This window comes from Vallitalea longa (assembly GCF_027923465.1).
GTDB lineage: Bacteria > Bacillota > Clostridia > Lachnospirales > Vallitaleaceae > Vallitalea > Vallitalea longa.
The window spans coordinates 162,522-183,981 of record NZ_BRLB01000002.1; the positions used below are offsets into that span (position 1 = coordinate 162,522).

At 30.7% G+C, this 21,460-nt stretch carries 21 protein-coding genes, 1 pseudogene and 1 riboswitch; of the genes and pseudogenes, 1 reads left to right on the top strand and 21 read right to left on the bottom strand.

Annotated features, from left to right (window positions below; all coding sequences use genetic code 11):
• Positions 1-30 precede the first annotated feature (30 nt).
• The 20 genes and pseudogenes from hisF to QMG30_RS07005 form a co-directional block, all read right to left on the bottom strand.
• A complete protein-coding gene (hisF, locus tag QMG30_RS06915; RefSeq protein WP_281813800.1) occupies positions 31-792 on the bottom strand; it encodes an imidazole glycerol phosphate synthase subunit HisF in 762 nt (253 codons plus the stop codon).
• Between the two features lie 56 nt (positions 793-848).
• Positions 849-1,568: a 1-(5-phosphoribosyl)-5-[(5-phosphoribosylamino)methylideneamino]imidazole-4-carboxamide isomerase gene (hisA, locus tag QMG30_RS06920; protein WP_281813802.1), complete on the bottom strand. Its 720-nt coding sequence runs from the start codon at positions 1,566-1,568 to the stop codon at positions 849-851.
• An 18-nt stretch (positions 1,569-1,586) separates the two neighbouring features.
• Positions 1,587-2,186 carry an imidazole glycerol phosphate synthase subunit HisH gene (hisH, locus tag QMG30_RS06925; protein WP_281813804.1) on the bottom strand — a complete coding sequence of 200 codons (600 nt, stop codon included), beginning with the start codon at positions 2,184-2,186 and terminating at the stop codon, positions 1,587-1,589.
• Between the two features lie 46 nt (positions 2,187-2,232).
• Entirely contained in the window at positions 2,233-2,820 is a 588-nt protein-coding gene (gene hisB / locus QMG30_RS06930; RefSeq protein WP_281813806.1) for an imidazoleglycerol-phosphate dehydratase HisB, read from the bottom strand.
• Between the two features lie 71 nt (positions 2,821-2,891).
• On the bottom strand, positions 2,892-3,962 hold the full coding sequence (hisC, locus tag QMG30_RS06935; RefSeq protein WP_281813809.1) for a histidinol-phosphate transaminase: 1,071 nt from the start codon (positions 3,960-3,962) through the stop codon (positions 2,892-2,894).
• Entirely contained in the window at positions 3,955-5,250 is a 1,296-nt protein-coding gene (gene hisD / locus QMG30_RS06940; protein ID WP_281813811.1) for a histidinol dehydrogenase, read from the bottom strand. The genes hisC and hisD overlap by 8 nt, the downstream gene beginning before the upstream one ends.
• A gap of 112 nt (positions 5,251-5,362) precedes the next feature.
• A complete protein-coding gene (gene hisG, locus QMG30_RS06945) occupies positions 5,363-6,004 on the bottom strand; it encodes an ATP phosphoribosyltransferase (RefSeq protein ID WP_281813813.1) in 642 nt (213 codons plus the stop codon).
• Positions 6,004-7,269 carry an ATP phosphoribosyltransferase regulatory subunit gene (hisZ, locus tag QMG30_RS06950; protein ID WP_281813815.1) on the bottom strand — a complete coding sequence of 422 codons (1,266 nt, stop codon included), beginning with the start codon at positions 7,267-7,269 and terminating at the stop codon, positions 6,004-6,006. The genes hisG and hisZ overlap by 1 nt, the downstream gene beginning before the upstream one ends.
• A gap of 335 nt (positions 7,270-7,604) precedes the next feature.
• Positions 7,605-8,135, bottom strand: a complete 531-nt coding sequence (recU, locus tag QMG30_RS06955) for a Holliday junction resolvase RecU (protein WP_281813817.1) — start codon at positions 8,133-8,135, stop codon at positions 7,605-7,607.
• 15 nt (positions 8,136-8,150) lie between these two features.
• Entirely contained in the window at positions 8,151-9,251 is a 1,101-nt protein-coding gene (gene queG / locus QMG30_RS06960) for a tRNA epoxyqueuosine(34) reductase QueG (protein ID WP_281813820.1), read from the bottom strand.
• 10 nt (positions 9,252-9,261) lie between these two features.
• Positions 9,262-10,227, bottom strand: a complete 966-nt coding sequence (locus tag QMG30_RS06965) for an RluA family pseudouridine synthase (RefSeq protein ID WP_281813823.1) — start codon at positions 10,225-10,227, stop codon at positions 9,262-9,264.
• Between the two features lie 12 nt (positions 10,228-10,239).
• Complete coding sequence (locus QMG30_RS06970; protein ID WP_281813825.1) at positions 10,240-10,809, bottom strand: hypothetical protein; 570 nt, start codon at positions 10,807-10,809, stop codon at positions 10,240-10,242.
• A gap of 49 nt (positions 10,810-10,858) precedes the next feature.
• Positions 10,859-11,407, bottom strand: a complete 549-nt coding sequence (locus QMG30_RS06975) for a GNAT family N-acetyltransferase (protein WP_281813827.1) — start codon at positions 11,405-11,407, stop codon at positions 10,859-10,861.
• A gap of 149 nt (positions 11,408-11,556) precedes the next feature.
• The gene (locus QMG30_RS06980) at positions 11,557-12,249 is read right to left on the bottom strand and encodes a nuclear transport factor 2 family protein (protein WP_281813829.1); all 693 of its coding nucleotides are present in this window, start codon (positions 12,247-12,249) and stop codon (positions 11,557-11,559) included.
• 81 nt (positions 12,250-12,330) lie between these two features.
• Positions 12,331-13,638, bottom strand: a complete 1,308-nt coding sequence (gene thiC / locus QMG30_RS06985; RefSeq protein ID WP_334305032.1) for a phosphomethylpyrimidine synthase ThiC — start codon at positions 13,636-13,638, stop codon at positions 12,331-12,333.
• A 42-nt stretch (positions 13,639-13,680) separates the two neighbouring features.
• Positions 13,681-14,286, bottom strand: a pseudogene (thiE, locus tag QMG30_RS25150) (thiamine phosphate synthase); the annotation flags it as partial.
• Positions 14,249-15,079, bottom strand: coding sequence for a hydroxyethylthiazole kinase (thiM, locus tag QMG30_RS06990; protein WP_281813832.1), 831 nt, complete (start codon positions 15,077-15,079; stop codon positions 14,249-14,251). The pseudogene thiE and the gene thiM, both read right to left, overlap by 38 nt.
• Positions 15,080-15,084: 5 nt before the next feature.
• Positions 15,085-15,864: a bifunctional hydroxymethylpyrimidine kinase/phosphomethylpyrimidine kinase gene (thiD, locus tag QMG30_RS06995; RefSeq protein WP_281813834.1), complete on the bottom strand. Its 780-nt coding sequence runs from the start codon at positions 15,862-15,864 to the stop codon at positions 15,085-15,087.
• Positions 15,864-16,364: an energy coupling factor transporter S component ThiW gene (gene thiW, locus QMG30_RS07000; RefSeq protein WP_281813837.1), complete on the bottom strand. Its 501-nt coding sequence runs from the start codon at positions 16,362-16,364 to the stop codon at positions 15,864-15,866. Before thiW ends, thiD begins: the two co-directional genes overlap by 1 nt.
• Before the next feature lie 138 nt (positions 16,365-16,502).
• A riboswitch (TPP riboswitch) is annotated at positions 16,503-16,610 on the bottom strand.
• A 114-nt stretch (positions 16,611-16,724) separates the two neighbouring features.
• Positions 16,725-18,206 (bottom strand): alpha-L-fucosidase, encoded by a 1,482-nt coding sequence (locus QMG30_RS07005; protein ID WP_281813839.1) that lies wholly within the window; start codon positions 18,204-18,206, stop codon positions 16,725-16,727.
• Between the two features lie 114 nt (positions 18,207-18,320).
• On the opposite strand from QMG30_RS07005, the gene QMG30_RS07010 reads away from it, so the two are divergent.
• Positions 18,321-19,163 carry a helix-turn-helix domain-containing protein gene (locus QMG30_RS07010; protein ID WP_281813841.1) on the top strand — a complete coding sequence of 281 codons (843 nt, stop codon included), beginning with the start codon at positions 18,321-18,323 and terminating at the stop codon, positions 19,161-19,163.
• 27 nt (positions 19,164-19,190) lie between these two features.
• On the opposite strand, the gene QMG30_RS07015 is transcribed toward QMG30_RS07010, so the two are convergent.
• Entirely contained in the window at positions 19,191-21,452 is a 2,262-nt protein-coding gene (locus tag QMG30_RS07015; protein ID WP_281813843.1) for a glucoamylase family protein, read from the bottom strand.
• Positions 21,453-21,460: the final 8 nt, after the last annotated feature.

A 21,460-nucleotide genomic window follows, 5' to 3' on the forward strand; every position in this document is an offset into this window, starting at 1 on the left:
CTTCCTTATAAATATAATCATTATCTTTAGTTATAACCTAACAGGTATTTCGTTTTTACTTAAAAATTGTTTTAGCTTGATAATCTCAATTTCCTTAAAATGAAACAAAGAAGCTGCCAGAGCTGCATCTGCTTTTCCATAAGTAAGTACTTCTTCGAAGTGTTCCTTATTTCCAGCACCACCTGATGCAATAACAGGTATATTGACTCGTTCACTAATATGTTTAGTAAGTTCTATATCATAGCCTGATTTGGTTCCATCTTTATCCATGCTTGTAAGTAAAATTTCTCCTGCTCCACGCTTACATACTTCTTCTGCCCATTCATATGCATCTATATTAGTATTAATTCGGCCACCGTTAATATAAACATCATAACCATTTCGTTCTTTACTTTTCTTAGCATCTATAGCAACTACAACACATTGATTACCAAATTTACTGGCTGCCTCATTAATAAGATCAGGTCTTCTAATTGCACTTGAATTTACAGCAACTTTATCTGCTCCTGCTCTAAGTATTTTCCTGAAATCGTCAATAGTCTTGATACCTCCCCCTACTGTAAGAGGTATAAAAATCTGTTGGGCGGTTTTTCTTACAACATCAACTATAGTATCTCTTCCTTCATGAGTTGCCGTTATATCAAGGAAAACAATTTCATCTGCTAAACTTTCATTATACATCTTAGCTATCTCAACAGGGTCTCCTGCATCTATCAAGTTAACAAAATTAACTCCTTTTACAACTCTTCCCTGATCTACATCTAAACAAGGTATAATTCTTTTTGATAACATATAAACACCCTTTCCATAAATAAAAGCTGCTGACAATTTTATTAGTATACATCATATTAATCCTCTATCAATTTAATTGCTTCTTTTAAATCAACCGCATTAGTATAAAGTGCTTTTCCTATTATAGCTCCCTCAGCATTAATGTTCTTTACTTCCCTTAGGTCTTTTATTGATGATACTCCACCAGAAGCAATAATATCTAAACCAGTTTCGTCAATCAGATGTTTTGTATAATCAATATTTGGTCCAATAAGCATTCCATCTTTTGTTATGTCCGTATAAACAATAGTTTTCACTCCATAGCTTTTCATTTTTTTACACAATTCCAATGCAGATATCACACTAAGTTCTTCCCATCCATTTATAGCTACCATACCATCTTTTGCATCTATACCGACAACGATTCTATTACTGCCGAATTTATCTATAGCATCTTTGACGAACCTGGGGTTTTTCACTGCTAATGTCCCAATTATTACGCGAGAAATACCAACATTTAGTCTATCTTCAATATCTCTTATGGACCTTATTCCTCCACCAGTCTGTACAGGAATATTAACAGAATCTACTATTTTCTTTATTGTATCTTTATTGGTCCAATTTCCATCCAATGCTCCATCAAGATCAACTACATGTATATAGGAAGCTCCATTCTCAGCCCACTTTTTAGCTACTTGATAAGGAGAATTAGAATAAACTGTCTGCTCATTAAATTTACCTTGTCTTAACCTAACACATTTACCATTTTTTATATCAATCGCTGGATAAATTCTCATATCTTTCCTCCGCCTAACCTATAGTGAAATAAAATTTTGTAATATCTGTAGTCCTACAGCTCCACTTTTTTCTGGATGAAACTGTAAAGTAAAAACATTATCTTTTTGAGCTGCTACTTGAATATCACTTCCGTAATTAGTAGTTGCACTAACTATATCTTCTGATGTCTTAAGATGATATGAATGAACGAAATACACATATATATTAGAACCAAGTCCTTTAAATAACGGATCTTTTTTAATAATATTCAATTTATTCCATCCCATATGAGGTATTTTTAAATCAGTATCAAATCTCACAATATCTCCATGTAATATAGAAAGACCTTGATGATACCCATACTCACTAGATGAATCAAATAAAAGCTGCATTCCTAAACAAATTCCAAGTAATGGTACTTTACTTCTAACACTATCATCAATAAATGAATCAATCTTTTTTTCTCTTATAAGATCAATAGCATCTTTAAAAGCACCCACACCAGGTAATATAAGCTTATCTGCTTTTGCCAATTCTCTAACATCAGAAGATATAATATATTCTACACCAATATATGAAAGTGCATTAGATATACTTCCTAAATTACCCATTCCATAATCAATAATGCCAATCTTCATCATTTCACCCTTTTCTGATAAGTACTTGTTGAATTTCCATTAGTAACTAAATGCTTCCTTTAGTAGAAAGTGTCCCTTTTATTCTCGGATCTATCAATGTTGCCTGATCAAGTGCATTTCCAAATGCTTTAAATATACCTTCTACTATATGATGATTATTTTTACCATCTAACAGCTTAATATGTAAATTCATCTCAGCATTACAAGCTACAGCTCTAAAAAATTCTTCTACCATTTCAGTGTCCATAGTTCCTATTTTATCAGTAGTTAGTTTGACGTCATAATTCAAATACGACCTACCTGATAAATCAAGTGCACATAATATTAATGTTTCGTCCATGGGAATAATTGCAGAACCATATCTTTTTATCCCTATTTTCTCTCCTACTGCTTCTTTGATACACTTACCAAGTACAATACCAATATCCTCTATAGTATGATGGCAATCAACTTCTAGATCACCTATACAGGTAACATCAATATCAAATAATCCATGTTTAGCTATATGAGTCATCATATGATTAAAAAAACCAATTCCTGTATTAATATCGTAATTCCCACTTCCATCAACATTCAATGTCATATTAATATCAGTCTCATTAGTTTTTCTATTGATCTTACTTATTCTATCCATGTTAATCAACTCCTTTTGTTCAATGAATCATTTTGCTAATATTTTTAAACACATTAGCTGTATAATCTATATTAACGAGGTAGGTCCAAATATTTTTTCATCTCTTTAATCAATTTCTTGTTTTCGTCTTCCGTTCCTACTGTTATTCTTATACAGTTAGCTAATTCACCTTGTTCTCCATAACCTCTAACTAGAATTCTTTTATTTTCCAAGACCTCTACAATACTATAATCTGATACTTTTATTAATAAGTAATTAGCGTAAGATGGATATACCTTTTCAACATATTTTATTGTTTGTAAATTATCACTTAACCATTTTCTGTTTCTAACGATTTCTTTAATTTTATTATCATATTCAGCATCATTTTCTAGAACAGTTCTAGCTAAAAATTGTGATAATGCATTAAGGTGATACGGCGGAATAACAATATTAATAGCATCTATCATACTTTTTGAAGCAATACCATAACCGACTCTAAGACCAGCTAATCCATAAGCTTTGGAAAAAGTTTTTAGCACAATAAGATTCTCATGATCTTTTACCTTACCAATCATGCTCTCTTCTATATATTCACCATAAGCTTCATCAATTATAAGTGGACATTTAATTACATTCAATAGTTTTTCTACATCATTGTCAGTAATAATGTTGCCTGTAGGATTATTAGGTGTACATATAAAAACACATTTCGGATGCTCCTTATGGTATAGATCTATTATTTTATTAACATCATAAGAGAAGTCATCATTTAAATTAAATTCTATAGGAGTCCCTCTATTTAGTTTAGTAGCTAGTTTATACATACTAAAAGATGGTGTTGGCATCAAGACTTTATCTTCTGGCTCTAAAAAAACTTTTAATAAACTGTCGATTAATTGATCAGAACCGACAGAACATATTACATTCTCTTTATTGACTTGCCAATATTTCGCTAATGTCTCTCTTAATTCATTGCAATCAGTATCAGGATATCTTCTTAAGTTGTTACAATCTTCAAGCCACTTTTTCGCTTCTGATATAATCTTTTCATTATGTGGATAAGGATTTTCGTTAGCATCTAGTTTTATATCATACTCTTTTACAGGTGCATGATATGGTATGAATTCTTGTAAATCTTCTCTAATATAATCTTTAATCATTTTCAAATCTCACCTTTATTGAATTTGCATGAGCCGTTAATTTTTCAGCATTAGCAAATTTTATAATATCTTCTTGTAAATCTTCTAGAGCTTCTCTACTAAATGAGATGATACTTGATTTCTTAATAAAATCATCTACACTTAATGGTGAAAAAAACTTGGCTGTTCCATTTGTAGGAAGAACGTGATTTGGTCCTGCCATATAATCCCCTAAAGGTTCTGGACTATAATTTCCTAAGAATATTGCACCAGCATTATTAATCTTTGGAAGAATCATGAATGGCTCCTTTGTACATATTTCAAGATGCTCCGGTGCTATCTCATTACTTAATCTAATTGCTTCGTCTATTGATTTAACTACTACAATTACACCAAAATCATTAAGAGATTTTTGTAGTATTTCTTTTCTGCTAAGATAATCAGTTTGCCTTGCTATCTCTTCCTTTACTTCTTGTCCTAATTTTTCACTGTTGGTAACTAGAATCGCTGAAGCCAACTCATCATGCTCTGCTTGAGATAATAAATCAGCAGCAACATATTTGGGATTAGCATCTTCATCTGCTATAACTAAGACTTCACTAGGTCCTGCAATAGAATCAATACTTACATAACCATATACAGCTTTTTTAGCTAAAGCCACAAATATATTTCCTGGTCCTACGATTTTATATACCTTTGGAATAGTCTCTGTCCCAAAAGCTAATGCAGCTATCGCTTGTGCACCACCTACTTTATAAATTTCACTAACACCACACTCATTAGCTGCTACTAAAGTAACAGGATTAACTTTACCTGATTTATCGGGAGGCGTTACCATTACAATTTGATTTACCCCCACTACTTTTGCTGGCATAACATTCATGATTACCGAAGATGGATAAACAGCTTTTCCACCTGGCACATAGACTCCTACTTTTTCTATAGGAGTAACCTTCTGTCCCATTATAGTACCTAAATCACAGCTATCAAACCAACTGTATTTTTTTTGTTTTTCATGATATACTTTAATTCTTTTTTTTGCTTTTCGGATAATTCCAACTAGCTCTTCATCTATTTGATCATATGCTTCTTCTATCTCTTCTTTTGATACTTTCAATGATTCTTCATTTAATGTTACGTTATCAAATTTTTTACAATATCTATATATTGCTTCATTACCATTTTTCTTGACATCATTAATGATATCCGTAACTATATCATCATATTTATCATAATTATCAGGAGTCCTATCAAATAGCATCGCTTTCAATTCAGTGTTTGAACAATCAGTATAATTAATATATTTCATATAACTTAACACTCCTTTTAAATGTCCTTTAAAATAGGAAAGTTCTTCTTTTCATTTTTATCTATAATCCAATAAATTATTATCTTTTCAAGTATACTAACTAATAATCCAGTTAACTATTCAGTTCTAAATCTCTCAATCCTTTAATTATATTAGATATTCTCTCATTTTCCATTTTCATACTAACCCTATTGACAACCATTCTGGCAGACAATGGACATATTTCTTCTAATACAATCAACCCATTTTCTTTTAATGTAGTCCCTGTTTCCACTATATCGACAATAACCTCTGACAATCCAACTAATGGAGCTAATTCAATTGAACCATTAAGTTTTATTATTTCAACAGTCTGATTTTTTTTGTTATAGAAATAATCTTTTGCTATATGTGGGTATTTAGTTGCTACTCTTATAAAACTTCCATTCTCTAATACTTCTTTCATATTTTTTGGTCCTGCTACAATCATTTTACATTTGCCAAACCCTAAATCTAATACTTCATATAGATTTCTCTTTTCTTCTGCTATAGTATCTTTCCCAACTACACCTATATCAGCAGCACCATATTCTACATATGTAGGCACATCACTAGCTTTTGCTAGAAAAAATCTTAATTTCAAATCTTCATTAGTGAAAATAAGTTTTCTTGTATCACTTTTCATTTCATCACAATCAATCCCAACCTTCTCAAACAAACTTAAGGTCTTTTTTGCTAATCTTCCCTTGGCTAAGGCTATTGTAAGATATCTCATTATTCCTCACCTCTATCTAGTAATTCATTCATTGCTACAATTGATTTATCCATAGTCTCTAAATTAACTAAAATAACTTCATCATGATTTTTCAAAAACATGATTCCACCAATATTTTGTTTCTTACCATATTCAATATTCTCTTCTAAATTCTTATCCAACAGTCCAATCTGAACATTCATTCCATTACTTCTGAACTCTTCTGAAAGCTTGATAGCTTGTTTTCTAGTCTGTTGATTATATACTATTAATGTATCAATATTATATTCAGGTAATGAAATCTTCTGTCTTTCAATCGCCGACATAAGTTCATCAATTACTATTGCAAACCCTATAGCTGGAACATCTTTGCCGAATTGCTTCAATAATGTATCATAACGACCTCCATCTACTATAGAGACACCAGTGCCGTATGTGTACCCTCTAAATATGATACCAGTATAATAATTAAGAGAATTGACAAGTCCAAGATCAAAAGAAATATTGTTTTCTACACCATAATCACATAGGATATTGTATACTTTTTCTAGTCTGTCAAGGGATTCAAGAGCTTTTTTATTATTAGTCAATTTTCTAGCTTTTTCTATTACTTCTACTGATCCAAATAATTTCGGTAAATCTAAGAATACCTGTTTTAAATCATCTGACATATTATACTTTGATAATAATTCTTCTACAGCTATAAAATTTTTCTCATCAATAAAATTTCTAAGTTCTTCTTCCTCAGATACATCAAGTCCTGCTTCTTCAGTAAGTCCTTTAAAAAATCCCGCTTGTCCTAGATCTATTTGAAATTTTTTAAGTCCAGCTATACTTAAGCTATTAATAATCATAGCGATTATCTCAGCATCTGCATCTTCACTATTGATACCTATCAATTCTACTCCTGCTTGAGTAAATTCTCTTAACTTTCCTTGATAACTTTTTCCATTCCTGAAGGTATTTCCTATATAGCAAACACGTATAGGAGTTTCTTCATTCTTGAAATACGTAGAAACATATCTTGCAATGGAAGGAGTTATATCAGGCCTAAGTGTTAAAATATTACCATCTCTATCAAAGAATTTATACATTTCCCTAATATCGACAGTACCTCTCTCATGATTAAATACATCATAGTACTCAAATGTCGGAGTTTGAATATCTCTAAAACCATACCTATGAAATACTGAACCAATTCTATTTTGTAATTCCAACTTTTTGGAAGTCTCACTAATATTTAAATCTCTTACACCTTCCGGAGTATGTAATAAACGGTCAATCATACTATGCAATCCTTTCTATAATTATTATTAAAGATATTATTATATATTGCTCTATAAATTATTATTAACAATTTATCAGAAAAACATACTTTTACGCATTAAAGTGCTAATTCATTAAATCATCTATTTATTGTAACATTATATGTTAGATTCGTTGAAATGTCAATATGAAAATAGGGATTTTATTATAGAAATGGAAAATCAATTGATGTTATAGATAGATTTGTTGGGTATATAGAAGAAATGAGTTGTGATAAGGCAGAACCAGTCAGGGAGTAAAGGGGTATGTACTCTCTGACCCTCCGCCATATATACTAGTGAGTCAAATCACGACGTTACATCCCTTCCACATACTTCTTAATCTGCTCCAAATAATGCAAATAAACTCCATTCTTACCGCCAATAATATATTCTCTATCTATTTCCTTGTAAGGTATAGATTTTCTTCCCCCATCTTTAGCTTTCTTCCAATAACCCTTGATACTCTGAAATGGAACATAAAAATACTCATTATGTTTAGAAAAATACACCAAAAAGAAAGCAATACCTCCTTGTTTCTCAAAATCATCCATAAAGTTCATTTGATGTTCATGAATATTCTGTAAAGGCAATATTTCTTTCGTAGTCTCTTTTGCATCAAAACACACAGAAATACCTTGTACAACTCCAATATAGTCTACTGTACTCTTCTGCTCAAAATAAGCTAATGATATATGCCTAGTTTTTTGATCAATCTTTATTGGTTTAATGGGAGTAGGTATCTTCTGTATTAAAGCCAATCCTTTTTCCCTATATTTTTTATTAGTAAAATTTATCAATTCCTCAAGAGTACTACCTCTAAGTCCTCTTGAATTCCAATATGCCATAATGCCCCTCCCCTTCTAATTTTTGTTTAATATATTAATACCTGCATCTATTAACTTAATTATATCATTATTTTTTTCTTGTACCTTCATTTTCTTTAATAATTCTATCCCTTCAATAAAAGAAAGATTAATAATAGCATCTATTATTTCTTTTCTAATATCTATTCTAACATCATATAGGTGTTTAACTAATATATCTAAAGCTTCTTTGTCCATAGAATTCCCTAATGCAATTATTGCATTTCTCTGTAATATTTTCTTACCTCTCCACCCTGCTGAAGATAAAGCATAGGTTTTTTTAAAATCTTTGTTACTTATATTAAGAAGGTCTTGATATCGGGGATATGGTTCTATACAACTAGACAATTTTTTATTCTCGACTTTATTATAAGGACATACTTTTTGACATACGTCACAACCATATATCTGCTGGCCCATTTTTTTCTTTAGCTTGTTATCAATTGTACCTTTATGTTGTGTTAGATATGAGATACATAGATTGCAATCAATTTCTTTGGTATCTTTTATCGCTCCGGTAGGACAAGAATTTACACATCTACTACAGTTACCACATCCTATATATTCTTTCTGCTCATCTGGTTCAATATAATAATCTGTTAATATATATCCTATATATACTCTAGAACCATATTGATTAGTTATCAGCATTGAATTTTTACCAATAAATCCAAGACCTGCCCTTACTGCAACAGCTCTATCTGAAAATGGACTCATATCAACGAATTTCATTGTATTACAATCAACTAGTTGATGTAGACATTCTTCTAACAACTCCAATTTAGACATTACAATTTTATGATAATCTTCTGAAACGGCAGCCATACTGATATTTCCTCTTAACACATCACTTTCATTCTTGGGAGGATTATCATCATATGCTTCCACTATGACTATAAAGGATTTCGCATCTTTTAATGTTAAACCAGGATATATCTTACTATTATAATCCCTAGACTCCAGATTACACATATAATTACTTTTATCACGAGTATATAAAATATCTTTAAGTTCATAAAAAGGTTTTGCTAAGCAAAACCCTATTTCATCAACACCAATATATTCACTATATTTTATTAATTCTTCTTTTGTATCCATTATTTCACCTTCAATGGCTAAAAATCGTTTCAGCAATTTTTTTGAATCTACCTCTAATGTCTGTAACGAACTCCTTATTATCTAAATATCTAAGCTCTCCGTTATCAATATGGAAAGTTATTTTATACGCATGTAACAATTGATGTGTCAACTTGAACTTCTTTTTAAATATATCATTGATTTTTCTATTACCATATTTGTAATCACCTATTATAGGATGGCCAATACTTGATAAATGAGCTCTTATTTGATGAGATTTACCAGTTATTATCTTCACATCTAATAATGTATAGTCTTTTCCAATTTTCAAAGGTTTATATATAGTTTTTATATAGCTCCCTTTCCCACTATCAGTAGAAATAGTTACTTTATTATTGATTGTATCTTTATCTAAATATCCTTCTATCGTATTAGTAGCAGTTATCAATCCTGATACTATGCACATATAATGTTTATCTAATTTACTCTCAGCTATAAGTTTATTCAACTCTTGTAATGACTTCATATTTTTTCCAGCTATAACTAAACCGCTTGTATTTCTATCTAATCTGTTACATATACCTGGACGGTAACCTTTAGTTACTTCAGGATCATAATCCCCTTTTTTATATAGATAGGTTGTAATTTCATCAACCAAAGATATACTGGTGTTATCATTAGGTTGTGATAACAACCCAACAGGTTTATCACATATCAGAATATTATCATCCTCATATACAATCTTATGTGAGATAGAGATATTCTTATTAATATTTGTTATACTGAATTTTTGTATTGTTTCATCTGACATATATATCTGTATTATATCATTTTCTTTAAGAATTTCATTTCCAACAATTCTTTTTTTATTAAGCTTTATTCTCTTTTTTCTTAACATTTTATACAAAAAACTTTTAGAAGCTTTATTAAGATATTTTAATAAATATTTGTCAACTCTTTGATTACTTTCGTATTTTGATATAGTTATTTCTTTCATATTATCTCCAATTTATATTGAATTATCTAATAACACATTTGCTAATGCTATTTGATTATCTACATTAATTTTGTTTAATAGTATTGATAGCTGTGTTATTACATATGAATACATTTCCTGTTCATCATTATATACTTTCACTTTCGCTCCAAAACCTTTTGAACTTATTAATTTTTCTATTAATTCTCTGTATTCGTTTACTTCTTTTCTTGTTTTCTTTTTATCAATTAATAGGATTATTTCTTTCTCACTAACTACAGCAATTTGATAGAATAATGTTTTTTTACCTCTTATAACAGCAAGACTTGATAAGTATACTAATCTATCACTAATTTTTTCAAATTTACGATATACTTCTTCTTTACCTTCTTTAAATTGTCTATACAAAATATATTTCACAAAAAATTGTGATTCTGGTAAAGCAAGTAATGCTACAACAATTAATAAAACATTACCCTCAGTAAATACAAACCTGTCAACAACATATATTACTGCCATAATCAATAAACCTATTACTGTTGATCTCAAATACATTTTTTTCTGAGAATTAATATATCCGTATTCTCCCTTTGGTTGTCTCATATTAATTTTCCTTTCGTACTAACATTTGTCTTGTAGATTATACCACAAATCAGTAATATTGAAAATATCTTTCTCTTGTCATGACATATCGTACATAATCAATTTTTTTTCCACTTAGCATTTGTACATTTTTATTAATACCTTTTTGTTCAAATTTAAGTCTTTCAGGTATAGCACGACTTTTTTTGTTTTCTTCCGCTACATAAACATATACTACATTCAACTGTAATTCCTTGAAAATAATATTAAGAAAGGTTTTACAACATGTTGTCATTATACCCCTTCCTTGGTAATTCTCAGCTAACCAGTAACCAAGGGATGTTGATTTATCTGTCCAATCAATATTATGCATTCCTAATCTACCTATTATTTTACCTTTGTATATGACATTACATTGGAATCCATTATTACTTGCATATTGATGCATAGCTTTGTATGCAGAATATCTACAATCTTTTGAATTCTTAACTAAATTTACCCAAGAAAGCCATTTTTTCAGATGGTCTCTTGACGAATCTATAACCTTAAATACTTCTTCAGCATCTTGCACGTTCGATAATCTAAGAGATATATCATTATTAACTTTATATTCAAACATATAAAGCTTTCAATCCTTTCTAATGATGAATAGCATTTTATTCCTTTATAATTATTATACGCTTTATTAGAAAACTATTTCATGAAATTCCCCTATTAATAAAAAAGATTCCATGAAATAATTCATAGAATCTTATTCGTAATATTAAATTAATTAATATCCATTCCAAAAATAGTACTTAAATCACTTTCTTTATCAATAACCCATTTATCGTCAATAAGTTTTAACATTAGTTCAATCTTTGATTCTTCAGTAGCAATATCTTTATCCTGTTCTTCAAGAACATCACTAACAATTTCTTTAACTGCTTCCTCACTCTGACCTATTACATTATCAGCAATCTCTTGACTTCCTTCCATTATAGCTTCAGCCATTCCTTCAGTTCCATCAATAATAGCTTCGGTTATTCCTTGACTTTCACCGATCACAGCTTCAACTATTTCTTCACCATCACCAACTATATCATTACTTCCATCAAATATCTGGCTACTGAACTCCAACATTGATTGTTGTAATAATTTCATAATTTCAGTAGATTTCACATGTGTAACATTTAAAGTAACAGTCGCAGTATCTTCACTTATTTCTGAATCAACGACTTTGTACTTCAATTTACCGAACATAATATCCATCATAGGATTATCTTTGAGTTCATCAAAATTAAAATCTTCATCGAATTCTTCATAGCTGTCATATGCATCTTTATAATTGCCTTCAATTAAATTGTCCATAAAAGTCTTAACTACTTTTGAAGCATCATCATCAGGCGACTTAGAATTACTGCATCCTTGGAATAGTAGTAAAGATAGCACCAATAATGATATTAAAAAACATTTTTTCACGTATTTCACCCTCATTTATATTATTTGTATAAATACTGCCTTAATTATTATACATTTTAACAATATAAATGTAAAGATATATTAGTCTCTTAATATATTTATATCTTCTCCATTTAATACTTTATTTAAATTACGTACTGCACACATTTTCCCACACATTGAACATGAGTTTTCATCTTCTGGTTTAGAACTTTCACGATATTTCTTAGCTTTATCAGGATCAATAGCTAAATCAAACATTTTATTCCAATCAAGTTGTTGTCTTGCATAGCTCATATTATTATCCCATGTTCTAGAGTCTGGTAATTTTTTACCTATATCACCTGCATGAGCTGCAATTTTAGTAGCGATAATACCTTCTTTCATATCATCTAAACTAGGTAATCTTAGATGTTCTGCAGGTGTTACATAACATAAGAAATCAGCTCCACTCGCTGCGGCTACTGCTCCTCCAATAGCACCTGTAATATGATCATATCCTGGTGCGATATCAGTTACTAGAGGGCCTAACACATAGAAAGGTGCTCCATGGCATAATTTTTTTTCAAGAAGCATGTTAGCTTCAATTTCATTAATTGCCATATGTCCCGGTCCTTCTATCATAACTTGAACATTCTTAGCCCAAGCTCTCTTAGTTAATTCACCAAGTACAATAAGCTCTTTGATTTGACTTGCGTCAGTTGAATCTGCTATAGCTCCTGGTCTACATGCATCACCAAGACTTATTGTAATATCATATTTAGCACAGATGTCTAGTAATTTATCATAATACTCATAAAAAGGATTTTCTTTTTTATTTAACTGCATCCAAGCAAACATTAATGAACCACCTCTGGAAACTAGGTTCATGAGTCTTGGATTTCTTCTAAATGTATTAGCTGTTTCTCTATTGATACCCGCATGAATAGTAACGAAATCAACACCATCTTGACCATGTTTCTCAACTACATCCATGAATTCTTCTTCAGTGATATCTTTTAATTCTTTGTCATAAAATCCTAAGGCATCATAAACAGGTACTGTACCAATCATAGCAGCTGACATGTCGACTAATTTTTTTCTGAATTCTTCAGTTTTACCATAATTGCTGAGGTCCATTATTGATTCTGCTTTCATATCAATAGCTACTCTAACTTTTTCAAGTTCCCTATCAATATCATAACTGTCTTTTGAAATACCTAGATTAACATTAATTTTTGTCTTAAGACCTTCTCCGATACCTTCAGGGTCAATACTCTTATGATTTTTGTTAGCTGGAATGACTACTGTTCCTTTTGCTATTTTTTCAGCCAGAACATTAACATCCATATTTTCCTTTTTTGCAACTATTTCCATTTCCTTAGTGATAATGCCTTTTTTTGCAGCATCCATTTGTGTAGTATAACTCATTGTATTCCTTCCTTTCATGAAAGCTTCATTTAGTTTTTTTACAGCTACTTTAATATCTTTTGAATCATAGATCTCGGAAATAATAGATACAGAATCTACATTTTGATTAATTTCTTCAGTCAGATTTTCTGCTGTTATACCTCCTATACCTACAATAGGTATGGGTACAGCATTCTTTATATCGATTAGTGTTTCTATAGTAATCTGTTTCGCATCTAACTTAGTTGGTGAAGGATATAGAGCTCCAACTCCAAGATAATCTGCTCCATCATCATAACATCTCACTGCTTCTTCAACATCTTTTGCAGTTGCACCGATGATAACATCTCTACCTAGAATTTCTCTAGCTTCCTTAATACTAGTATCATCTGCACCTAGATGTACGCCATCTGCTTCTATCTCTTTGGCAATATCTACTCTATCATTAATAATCAATAGCGTATCGTACTTCTTACATAATTGCTTTATTTGTCTTGCCTCTTTTAATAGAATGTTTTTATCTTTTTCTTTACTTCTGTATTGGAATAACTTTATTCCTGCCTGTAAAGCCTGTTCAGTCCTGTCTAAAAGCACATTGAAGTCTTTGTATTGCTTAGAAATCAGGTATAACTCATTCTCTAATTTCATTAATAACAACCTTCTTTCCATCTATTAAATTTTTATTTTTAATATTATAAACATTATCAAAAAGCTTAACTTTGAAAGTCCCTACGGACTCCTCTGGTTTCAAACTTTTTTCTACTAAAGAAGCAGCTTCGTTCATAACTAATATACCGTAAATACTGCTAGTAAATGCGTTACCTGTTCTTGCTAAGCATACTGCAATTAAAGGTGAAATCATACATCCTGTACCTGTTATTGAAGTTAACATAGAAGAGCCACCTTCAATTTTAGCTATGTATTTATCATTGCAGATAGTATCAATTTTACCTGTAATCGCTACTGTGGTATTATACTTTCTTGAAACTTCTACACCTATATCACTTATATCTTCTGAATCCAATTCTTCTGAATCAACACCTTTGGAATTAGTTTTTAATCCTAGAAGTGCTTTAATCTCAGATGCATTACCTTTAACTACATCTATTCTATAATTCTTTAATATATCAAATACAATTTTATTCCTATAACTTGTGGCAGCCACGCCTACAGGATCTAGTATTACAGGTATATGTTTTTGATTAGCAACCTGCAATGCTCTTTTAATGGATTCTAATTTATCAGTCGTTACCGTACCAATATTAATGACTAAACAGCTACTTACTGCTGTTATTTCATCAATTTCTTCAATAGACTCTGCCATAATAGGACTCCCACCAAAAGCAAGAGTCATATTTGCTACATCATTTGATGTAACATAATTAGTTATATAATGTATTAATGGTTTCGTTGAGCTATTATATATTTTAGTAAAGTCAAATTTGTCTATACAATTATCCATAACTACTACCTTTCTATAAAATGATTGACAGGTCCACTTCCAGAACCAATTGAAAAGCCACCTGCAATTGCTTTTGTAATATAATCTTTTGCTGATTTTACTGCACTTATGGTGTCAAAACCTTTACTATAGTTAGCGGCTATAGCAGAAGATAATGCACAACCTGTTCCATGTGTATTAGGATTATCTATTCTCTTATGGTCAAAATATGTAAATTCATTTCCGTCATATAATACATCACACGCTGTATCTTTTAGATGTCCTCCCTTTACTAATATATTACTTGGACCAAGTTCATATAATTTTCTACATGCCTTCTCCATATCAACAGTATTATTTATAGTTGTATCTGTTAATTTTCCTGCCTCCAGTATATTTGGAGTTATAAGATTGCATAGTGGAAATAAATCTTTGACAATACTTTCTATTGCATCCCCTTTTAGTAATATCCTTCCTGTAGTTGATATCATAACGGGATCTAATACTATCTTAGGCAAATTATAATTTTTAAAGGTTTCATTTATTGCTGTGATTATTCTTTTATTGAATAACATTCCTATTTTAATACTATCAACTTTAATATCTTCAAAAATAGCTTCTAATTGCTTAGAGATTGTTATAGGTTCTAATCCTTGTATATAAGATACTTTTGTTGTGTTTTGAGCTGTTACAGCAGTTATAACACTCATACCATATACTCCATGAGCATTAAATGTTTTAAGATCACCTTGAATACCTGCCCCACCGCTGCAATCTGAACCTGCTATTGTTAACGCTGTCTTCATTACATTGATACCCTCTTTTTCATAACTATTTTTTTTAGTGATGTGAATTCAAATAATAGAACTGCTATTAGAGCTCCCATAAAAGAACTAATGATGAAAGGAATTACAAAACCAAATATTGCAGCTTGTTTACCCATTAACAAAATACCTACTGGACATGCAATAATAGCACCTATAATCCCTGTTCCAACAACTTCACCTAATGCAGCTAAATATGTATTAGCGAATCTTTTAAACATAAGAGCAGCCAATAATGCTCCAAATATACTACCTGGAAATGCTAATAATGTTCCCATGCCAAAAATATTTCTCAAGGTTGATATAATTACTGCATTCAGTACAGCATATGCCGGTCCTAATATTATCGCAGATATTACATTAATCAAATGCTGCCATGGAAAACATTTTGTAACACCAATAGGTATATGATACGGACTCAGAACAACACCTAATGCAATAAGCACACCTGCCAAAGCTAATTTACGTACTTCATATCTCATGTGTTCATTTCCTTCCTAATCTCATTTATAAGAGATAATTAAACATTTTATGGATATTGGCAAAGCAAAACTTATTAAGCAACTATATGAACATAACAAAAAGGCAATCCCGCGGATTGCCTTAACTACCATATAAATCAATATAACGATAAGCTTCCCTCCGCTGGTACGAACCAGATCAGGTTAAGGGTCAGAAAATATCGTTTTCTATCTCAGCTAGCTATACTAGCCCCCCTAGCCAATGTTTAATTTTTGTTTGAGTATATGGTAACATATTTAATTAATATAATCAATAGACTTTTTTAAATGTAATTTTTATCTACTAACAACAATTTATATTTAACCTATTTTACGCTAAACCTAATTAATTGTTATTTTCAAACAGACTGGATAAGATGTATCTATATTTTTATCTGCCTTAATCACTAATCCTTCTTCAGTTTGTTCATAGCATAATTTTGTTTCGTACCCTAAAACATCAACGTCAAGTATATCTCCTGCAAAGAATTTACTACCTTTTTGTAAAGATTTTATGATTACTTCATTATCTTCAGGCCATTTCAGAACATTAGCATATATATAAGGCGCTTTATAAGTGAATCTGATATCCTCACTTGTGAATGGAGAACGTTTTACATCATTGAAAGCACCTTCAATAATTTCTGTTGGTCCTTCCCCGAATGTACTCCAATATTCTGTATCATATATAGATTCTCCGTTAGTCTTCAACCACTTACCAATATTTCTTAATACGTTTTCGTCTTCTTCTGTTATAGTACCATCAGCTTTTGGTCCAACATTAAGTAATAGACATCCATTTTTACTGACAATATCTACAAGGTCACAAACTATGGATTCAGGTGTCTTGAAATCATTATTTTCTGTGTATCCCCATGAATTCTTTGCTATAGCTGTATCTGTTTGCCATAATCTAGGTCTTATTGAAGCCAACTGTCCTCTTTCTACATCAAAGATAGCAGTCCCTTTTGCATAAGCATCAAATTTATAATTGATAGCTACTTCTTCGCCCCACTCTATAGCTCTATTATAATAATATGCCGCAAATTTCTTAAGATAAGGTTTGAAAGCTTTATTTTGAATCCACCAATCGAACCATACAACCTTTGGCTGATATTTATCAACAATTTCACAAGTCCTAACTAACCAGTTGTCCAAATGTTCTTTTGATGGACCTTTACTAAGAATATTGTGAGTAGTCTCATGTAAATCTTCATTCTCGAATAATTTTACAGCATGACCATAAGGCTCTTGAAATTCAATATCCCTAAGTCCTGAATCAAATTCTCTAAGTCCTGACATGAACCAATAGTTTTCTGCTCTATGACTTGATGCTGTAAATACAATATCTTTTTCTTCAGCAGCTGTTTTCAATTCACCTAAAATGTCTTTCTTAGGACCCATTTTTGCTGCATTGAATTCAGATAACTCACTATCATACATTTGAAATCCATCATGGTGTTCTGCGACAGGCATAACGTATTTTGCACCTGCATCTGCAAATAACTCCATCCATTTTTCTGCATCAAATTTTTCGCCCTTGAACATTGGAATAAAATCCTTATATCCAAAATCTTTATGTTCACCATATGTCTTAATATGATGCTCATATTCTTTTGAACCTTTTATATACATATTCCTTGGATACCATTCGTTCCCAAAAGCTGGAACTGAATAAACTCCCCAATGGATAAATATTCCAAATTTAGCATCCTTATACCATTGAGGCTCCTTATAGTTTCCTAGAGATTCCCAGTTGTCCTTGTATGGACCTTTATCAATAACTTGTTGAATACTATCAAGATAATCTTTTAATGGTTTCATAACAATTCTCCCTTCACTAATATATTTATATTTTAATTAACCTGTGATATAATATAAATATAAAATACTAACCTATATTTATATTATTTTTATGAAGATCATAAGGAGAATGATATGTCAAAATCGCAGGATAAAATGATTTCAAAATATATGTCTTACCTTAGGGTGAATCTAATAATATCAGCTTATAATCAAGTCCCATTGGATTGGAAAGAAACTCAGACTAACCTTACTTATTGTAAAATGTATTTTATTGAACAGGGTGAAGGCGTAGTTTATATAGATAATATTGCATATTACCCAAAACCTGGAGATATGATGTTTATACCTGAAGGCTGTAAACACGGTTATTCAACCATAAGTCCAAAAACATATGTTAAACATTGGTGTCATTTCAACGCATATATAGGTTCTATCCCCATATCAGATTTTTTAAATATACCGTATATAAAATCAATAAAAAATCCTCACAAAATCATTTCGATTTTCGAGGATTTGACAACTTATTATAATAGTGATAATCCTTTTTCACCATTAAATGCTCAAGCGACTTTAATGCAGCTATTATCAACGTATTTTTCAGATATTTGTAAAAAAGATATATCTCTAAAAACACAAATGACAGATACTAAACTTAATCTATTACTAGATTTTATAGAAAAAAATCTCCATAACAAAATAACTATTGATGAACTTGCTGATTATATGAATCTTCATCCGAATTACTTGATTCGATTGTTCACAAGTACATTCGGTCTCTCTCCTATAGAATATATAAACAGATTGCGTATTGAAAGAGCTAAGGAATTACTAACTATCAATAATGAAAGTATAAAATTGATATCCGAACTAGTTGGATTTAGTACTCCATACTATTTCTCTCTAGTTTTTAAAAAGCAAACTGGATTATCCCCAAAACAATATAGGCAGTTGATAGTATCTAGTTACAAAAAATAACATATATACATCTTTAATATAATAAAATTAATTATTAACTGCTTCCTCAACTTTTTCTGGGATTAACACATTTGTACGAACTCCTTTACTTTCTATATTAAATTTATTTACTGTAGTTATAGTGAAAAAATACGCTTTACCTAATGTTAATCCAGTAAAAGTTTTGGAATTATTACCTTTTTCTATTGGTCCAGCTACTTTTATTCCATCTTGATTATAGATATTTACATATTCATAGTTAGCATTGATTGGATCTGTCCAAGCCAAATCGATACTATCTTCAACTATTTTTCCTACATGATCCAATGTTCTTTTAATAATGGGATATATCACATTAGTCTGAGGTACTTGTTCCTCTTCAATTATGCCAGGCGTGGGATTATGGTTTTGTGACTTTGGTATCAATCTTTCCATTATGATATCGTCATGTTTTGGATAATAATAGATAATACTTTTTCCATTTGTAAAATCACTTTTACCATCATAAAATGCATTTACGATTCTATTATCAAACTTTTCGTCAGCTTTTATTATAGTAATATTCCTAGCAAAATTGTTATTTAATACAGTAGCCATCTTTGGAAAATTTATAACAACAATATCATTATTTCTTAAATTCACTTTATATAAATCATTAAAATCATCTAAAGTTTTTCCTGCGTTTCTTTTCTTAATCCATATTACCTTTGTTTTCCCCGGTTTAATAATTGTTGAAGCTGTTGTATCATAAGAAAGCAATGGGTATCTAGTTAATCTTAATGTACCATATATATCTGTAAAATAATAACCAATATTATAATCAGCTAAATCTATATATCTCGTACTATTATTATATACTTCTATGTACTCAAAATTTTCTTTTGCATCTACTTCAGCAGGTGAATTAACCATCAATTCCGTTATCAATAATTTAGGATATTCTTCTACCTTTAATAAGCCAACCTCTTTTATCCCTTTTTGAACATATGGATTTTTCATGAATTGTTTCCAAACAAATCCGCTTCTATAATTTTCTATTCCAAGAAGTGTAATGCCTACATTAATGACCGAATAATCATCTGCATACCATACTGGATCCACATCTAAGTTATATCCATCATAGAAACCATATTCTCCCCATAAATTCTTATGGTTCTCATAATAATTCCTCAACGCAACAATAGCTTCATTTGGAGTAAACATCATAGCTGCAGCGGCTCCAGAAGGTGAAATAGTACCAAGTGTCTCATGCATAGGCTTAGTTCTGCCAGAAGGTGGAGCTCCATTTTTACCTTCATATTTTTCTGGTCCCTTACCAGCCATCATTCCCCATGCATCTAATCCATAAGTGTTAAATTTTCCACCATTTGATTTAGATATATCAATGGCATATTGCCTATTTGCTTTTATAGCAGTTAAAGAATTTTCATACCAGTTTATGCCACATCTATCTTCTTTATTTCTGAAATCAACCCATGCATGTGACATAACATATGTATGCATAGAACCAAAAAAAGAGTTAATAATTGGTGTTCCATTTCCATATGAACCATAATCTCTATTAAAATTATAAAACATATTGCCATTTACCGGATGAGTTGGTGATCCAGCAGATAAAATATATAATGCAAGCTGTTCTCCGCTATTTTTCCAACGTCCTCCATAACCTGAATTACGAAGTCCCATATAGAACTGATTGTAAGTTTCATCTCTCATTACTGACCAATCTACTCTTTCGTATATTTGATTAGCTAACTCTTTTACTTCTCCACCAAAATATTCTCCAGCAACAATTGCACCGCTTATTGCTCTCGTAGCATCAATTGTTGAAGCTTCCACATTCTGTGTATTTCTAGTACCTGTTTTAATATTTATGAAATGATAGAAAAATCCATCCTCATGTTCTACGTTATCTAATAGTGTTTTTAATGTGATTAATGCCCTTTCATAAGCTTCTTCTTTGGAAACCCATCCACGCTCTGCTCCTATAGCAATTGCAGTTAAAGCGTGACCCATTCCTGCTATACTACTAACATTAATGTTATAATCTTTTAATCCTTTTGGTACAAGTCCATAACCAGGACTGTTAGAATCCATATTTGCAGTATCCCAAAAGTAATTAAATGTTGCTCGTGAAATTGTCTCAAGTATTTCTTCGTCAGTTAATTTATCTTTATTTTGGGTGGAACAATCATTAGTAGCATCTTCATATGCATATGCATTAGAATAAGAGTTAATAACAAATACTCCAATAAATAAAATAAGACATAATAATATTGCCACATTCTTCTTTAAAGACAATCTAATCATACCTTCTC

Coding starts and splice junctions, on each gene's coding strand:
- QMG30_RS06965 (WP_281813823.1), bottom strand. CDS start 10,227: ATGAAAGAAATAACTATATCAAAATACGAAAGTAATCAAAGAGTTGAC.
- QMG30_RS07005 (WP_281813839.1), bottom strand. CDS start 18,206: ATGAAACCATTAAAAGATTATCTTGATAGTATTCAACAAGTTATTGAT.
- hisF (WP_281813800.1), bottom strand. CDS start 792: ATGTTATCAAAAAGAATTATACCTTGTTTAGATGTAGATCAGGGAAGA.
- queG (WP_281813820.1), bottom strand. CDS start 9,251: ATGGATACAAAAGAAGAATTAATAAAATATAGTGAATATATTGGTGTT.
- thiC (WP_334305032.1), bottom strand. CDS start 13,638: ATGAGTTATACTACACAAATGGATGCTGCAAAAAAAGGCATTATCACT.
- recU (WP_281813817.1), bottom strand. CDS start 8,135: ATGGCATATTGGAATTCAAGAGGACTTAGAGGTAGTACTCTTGAGGAA.
- QMG30_RS07010 (WP_281813841.1), top strand. CDS start 18,321: ATGTCAAAATCGCAGGATAAAATGATTTCAAAATATATGTCTTACCTT.
- QMG30_RS06975 (WP_281813827.1), bottom strand. CDS start 11,407: ATGTTTGAATATAAAGTTAATAATGATATATCTCTTAGATTATCGAAC.
- hisC (WP_281813809.1), bottom strand. CDS start 3,962: ATGATTAAAGATTATATTAGAGAAGATTTACAAGAATTCATACCATAT.
- hisG (WP_281813813.1), bottom strand. CDS start 6,004: ATGAGATATCTTACAATAGCCTTAGCCAAGGGAAGATTAGCAAAAAAG.
- QMG30_RS06970 (WP_281813825.1), bottom strand. CDS start 10,809: ATGAGACAACCAAAGGGAGAATACGGATATATTAATTCTCAGAAAAAA.
- QMG30_RS07015 (WP_281813843.1), bottom strand. CDS start 21,452: ATGATTAGATTGTCTTTAAAGAAGAATGTGGCAATATTATTATGTCTT.
- hisA (WP_281813802.1), bottom strand. CDS start 1,568: ATGAGAATTTATCCAGCGATTGATATAAAAAATGGTAAATGTGTTAGG.
- thiD (WP_281813834.1), bottom strand. CDS start 15,864: ATGAAGACAGCGTTAACAATAGCAGGTTCAGATTGCAGCGGTGGGGCA.
- thiW (WP_281813837.1), bottom strand. CDS start 16,364: ATGAGATATGAAGTACGTAAATTAGCTTTGGCAGGTGTGCTTATTGCA.
- hisB (WP_281813806.1), bottom strand. CDS start 2,820: ATGGATAGAATAAGTAAGATCAATAGAAAAACTAATGAGACTGATATT.
- hisD (WP_281813811.1), bottom strand. CDS start 5,250: ATGAAATATATTAATTATACTGATTGTTCAAACACTGAATTGAAAGCG.
- hisH (WP_281813804.1), bottom strand. CDS start 2,186: ATGAAGATTGGCATTATTGATTATGGAATGGGTAATTTAGGAAGTATA.
- hisZ (WP_281813815.1), bottom strand. CDS start 7,269: ATGATTGACCGTTTATTACATACTCCGGAAGGTGTAAGAGATTTAAAT.
- thiM (WP_281813832.1), bottom strand. CDS start 15,079: ATGGATAATTGTATAGACAAATTTGACTTTACTAAAATATATAATAGC.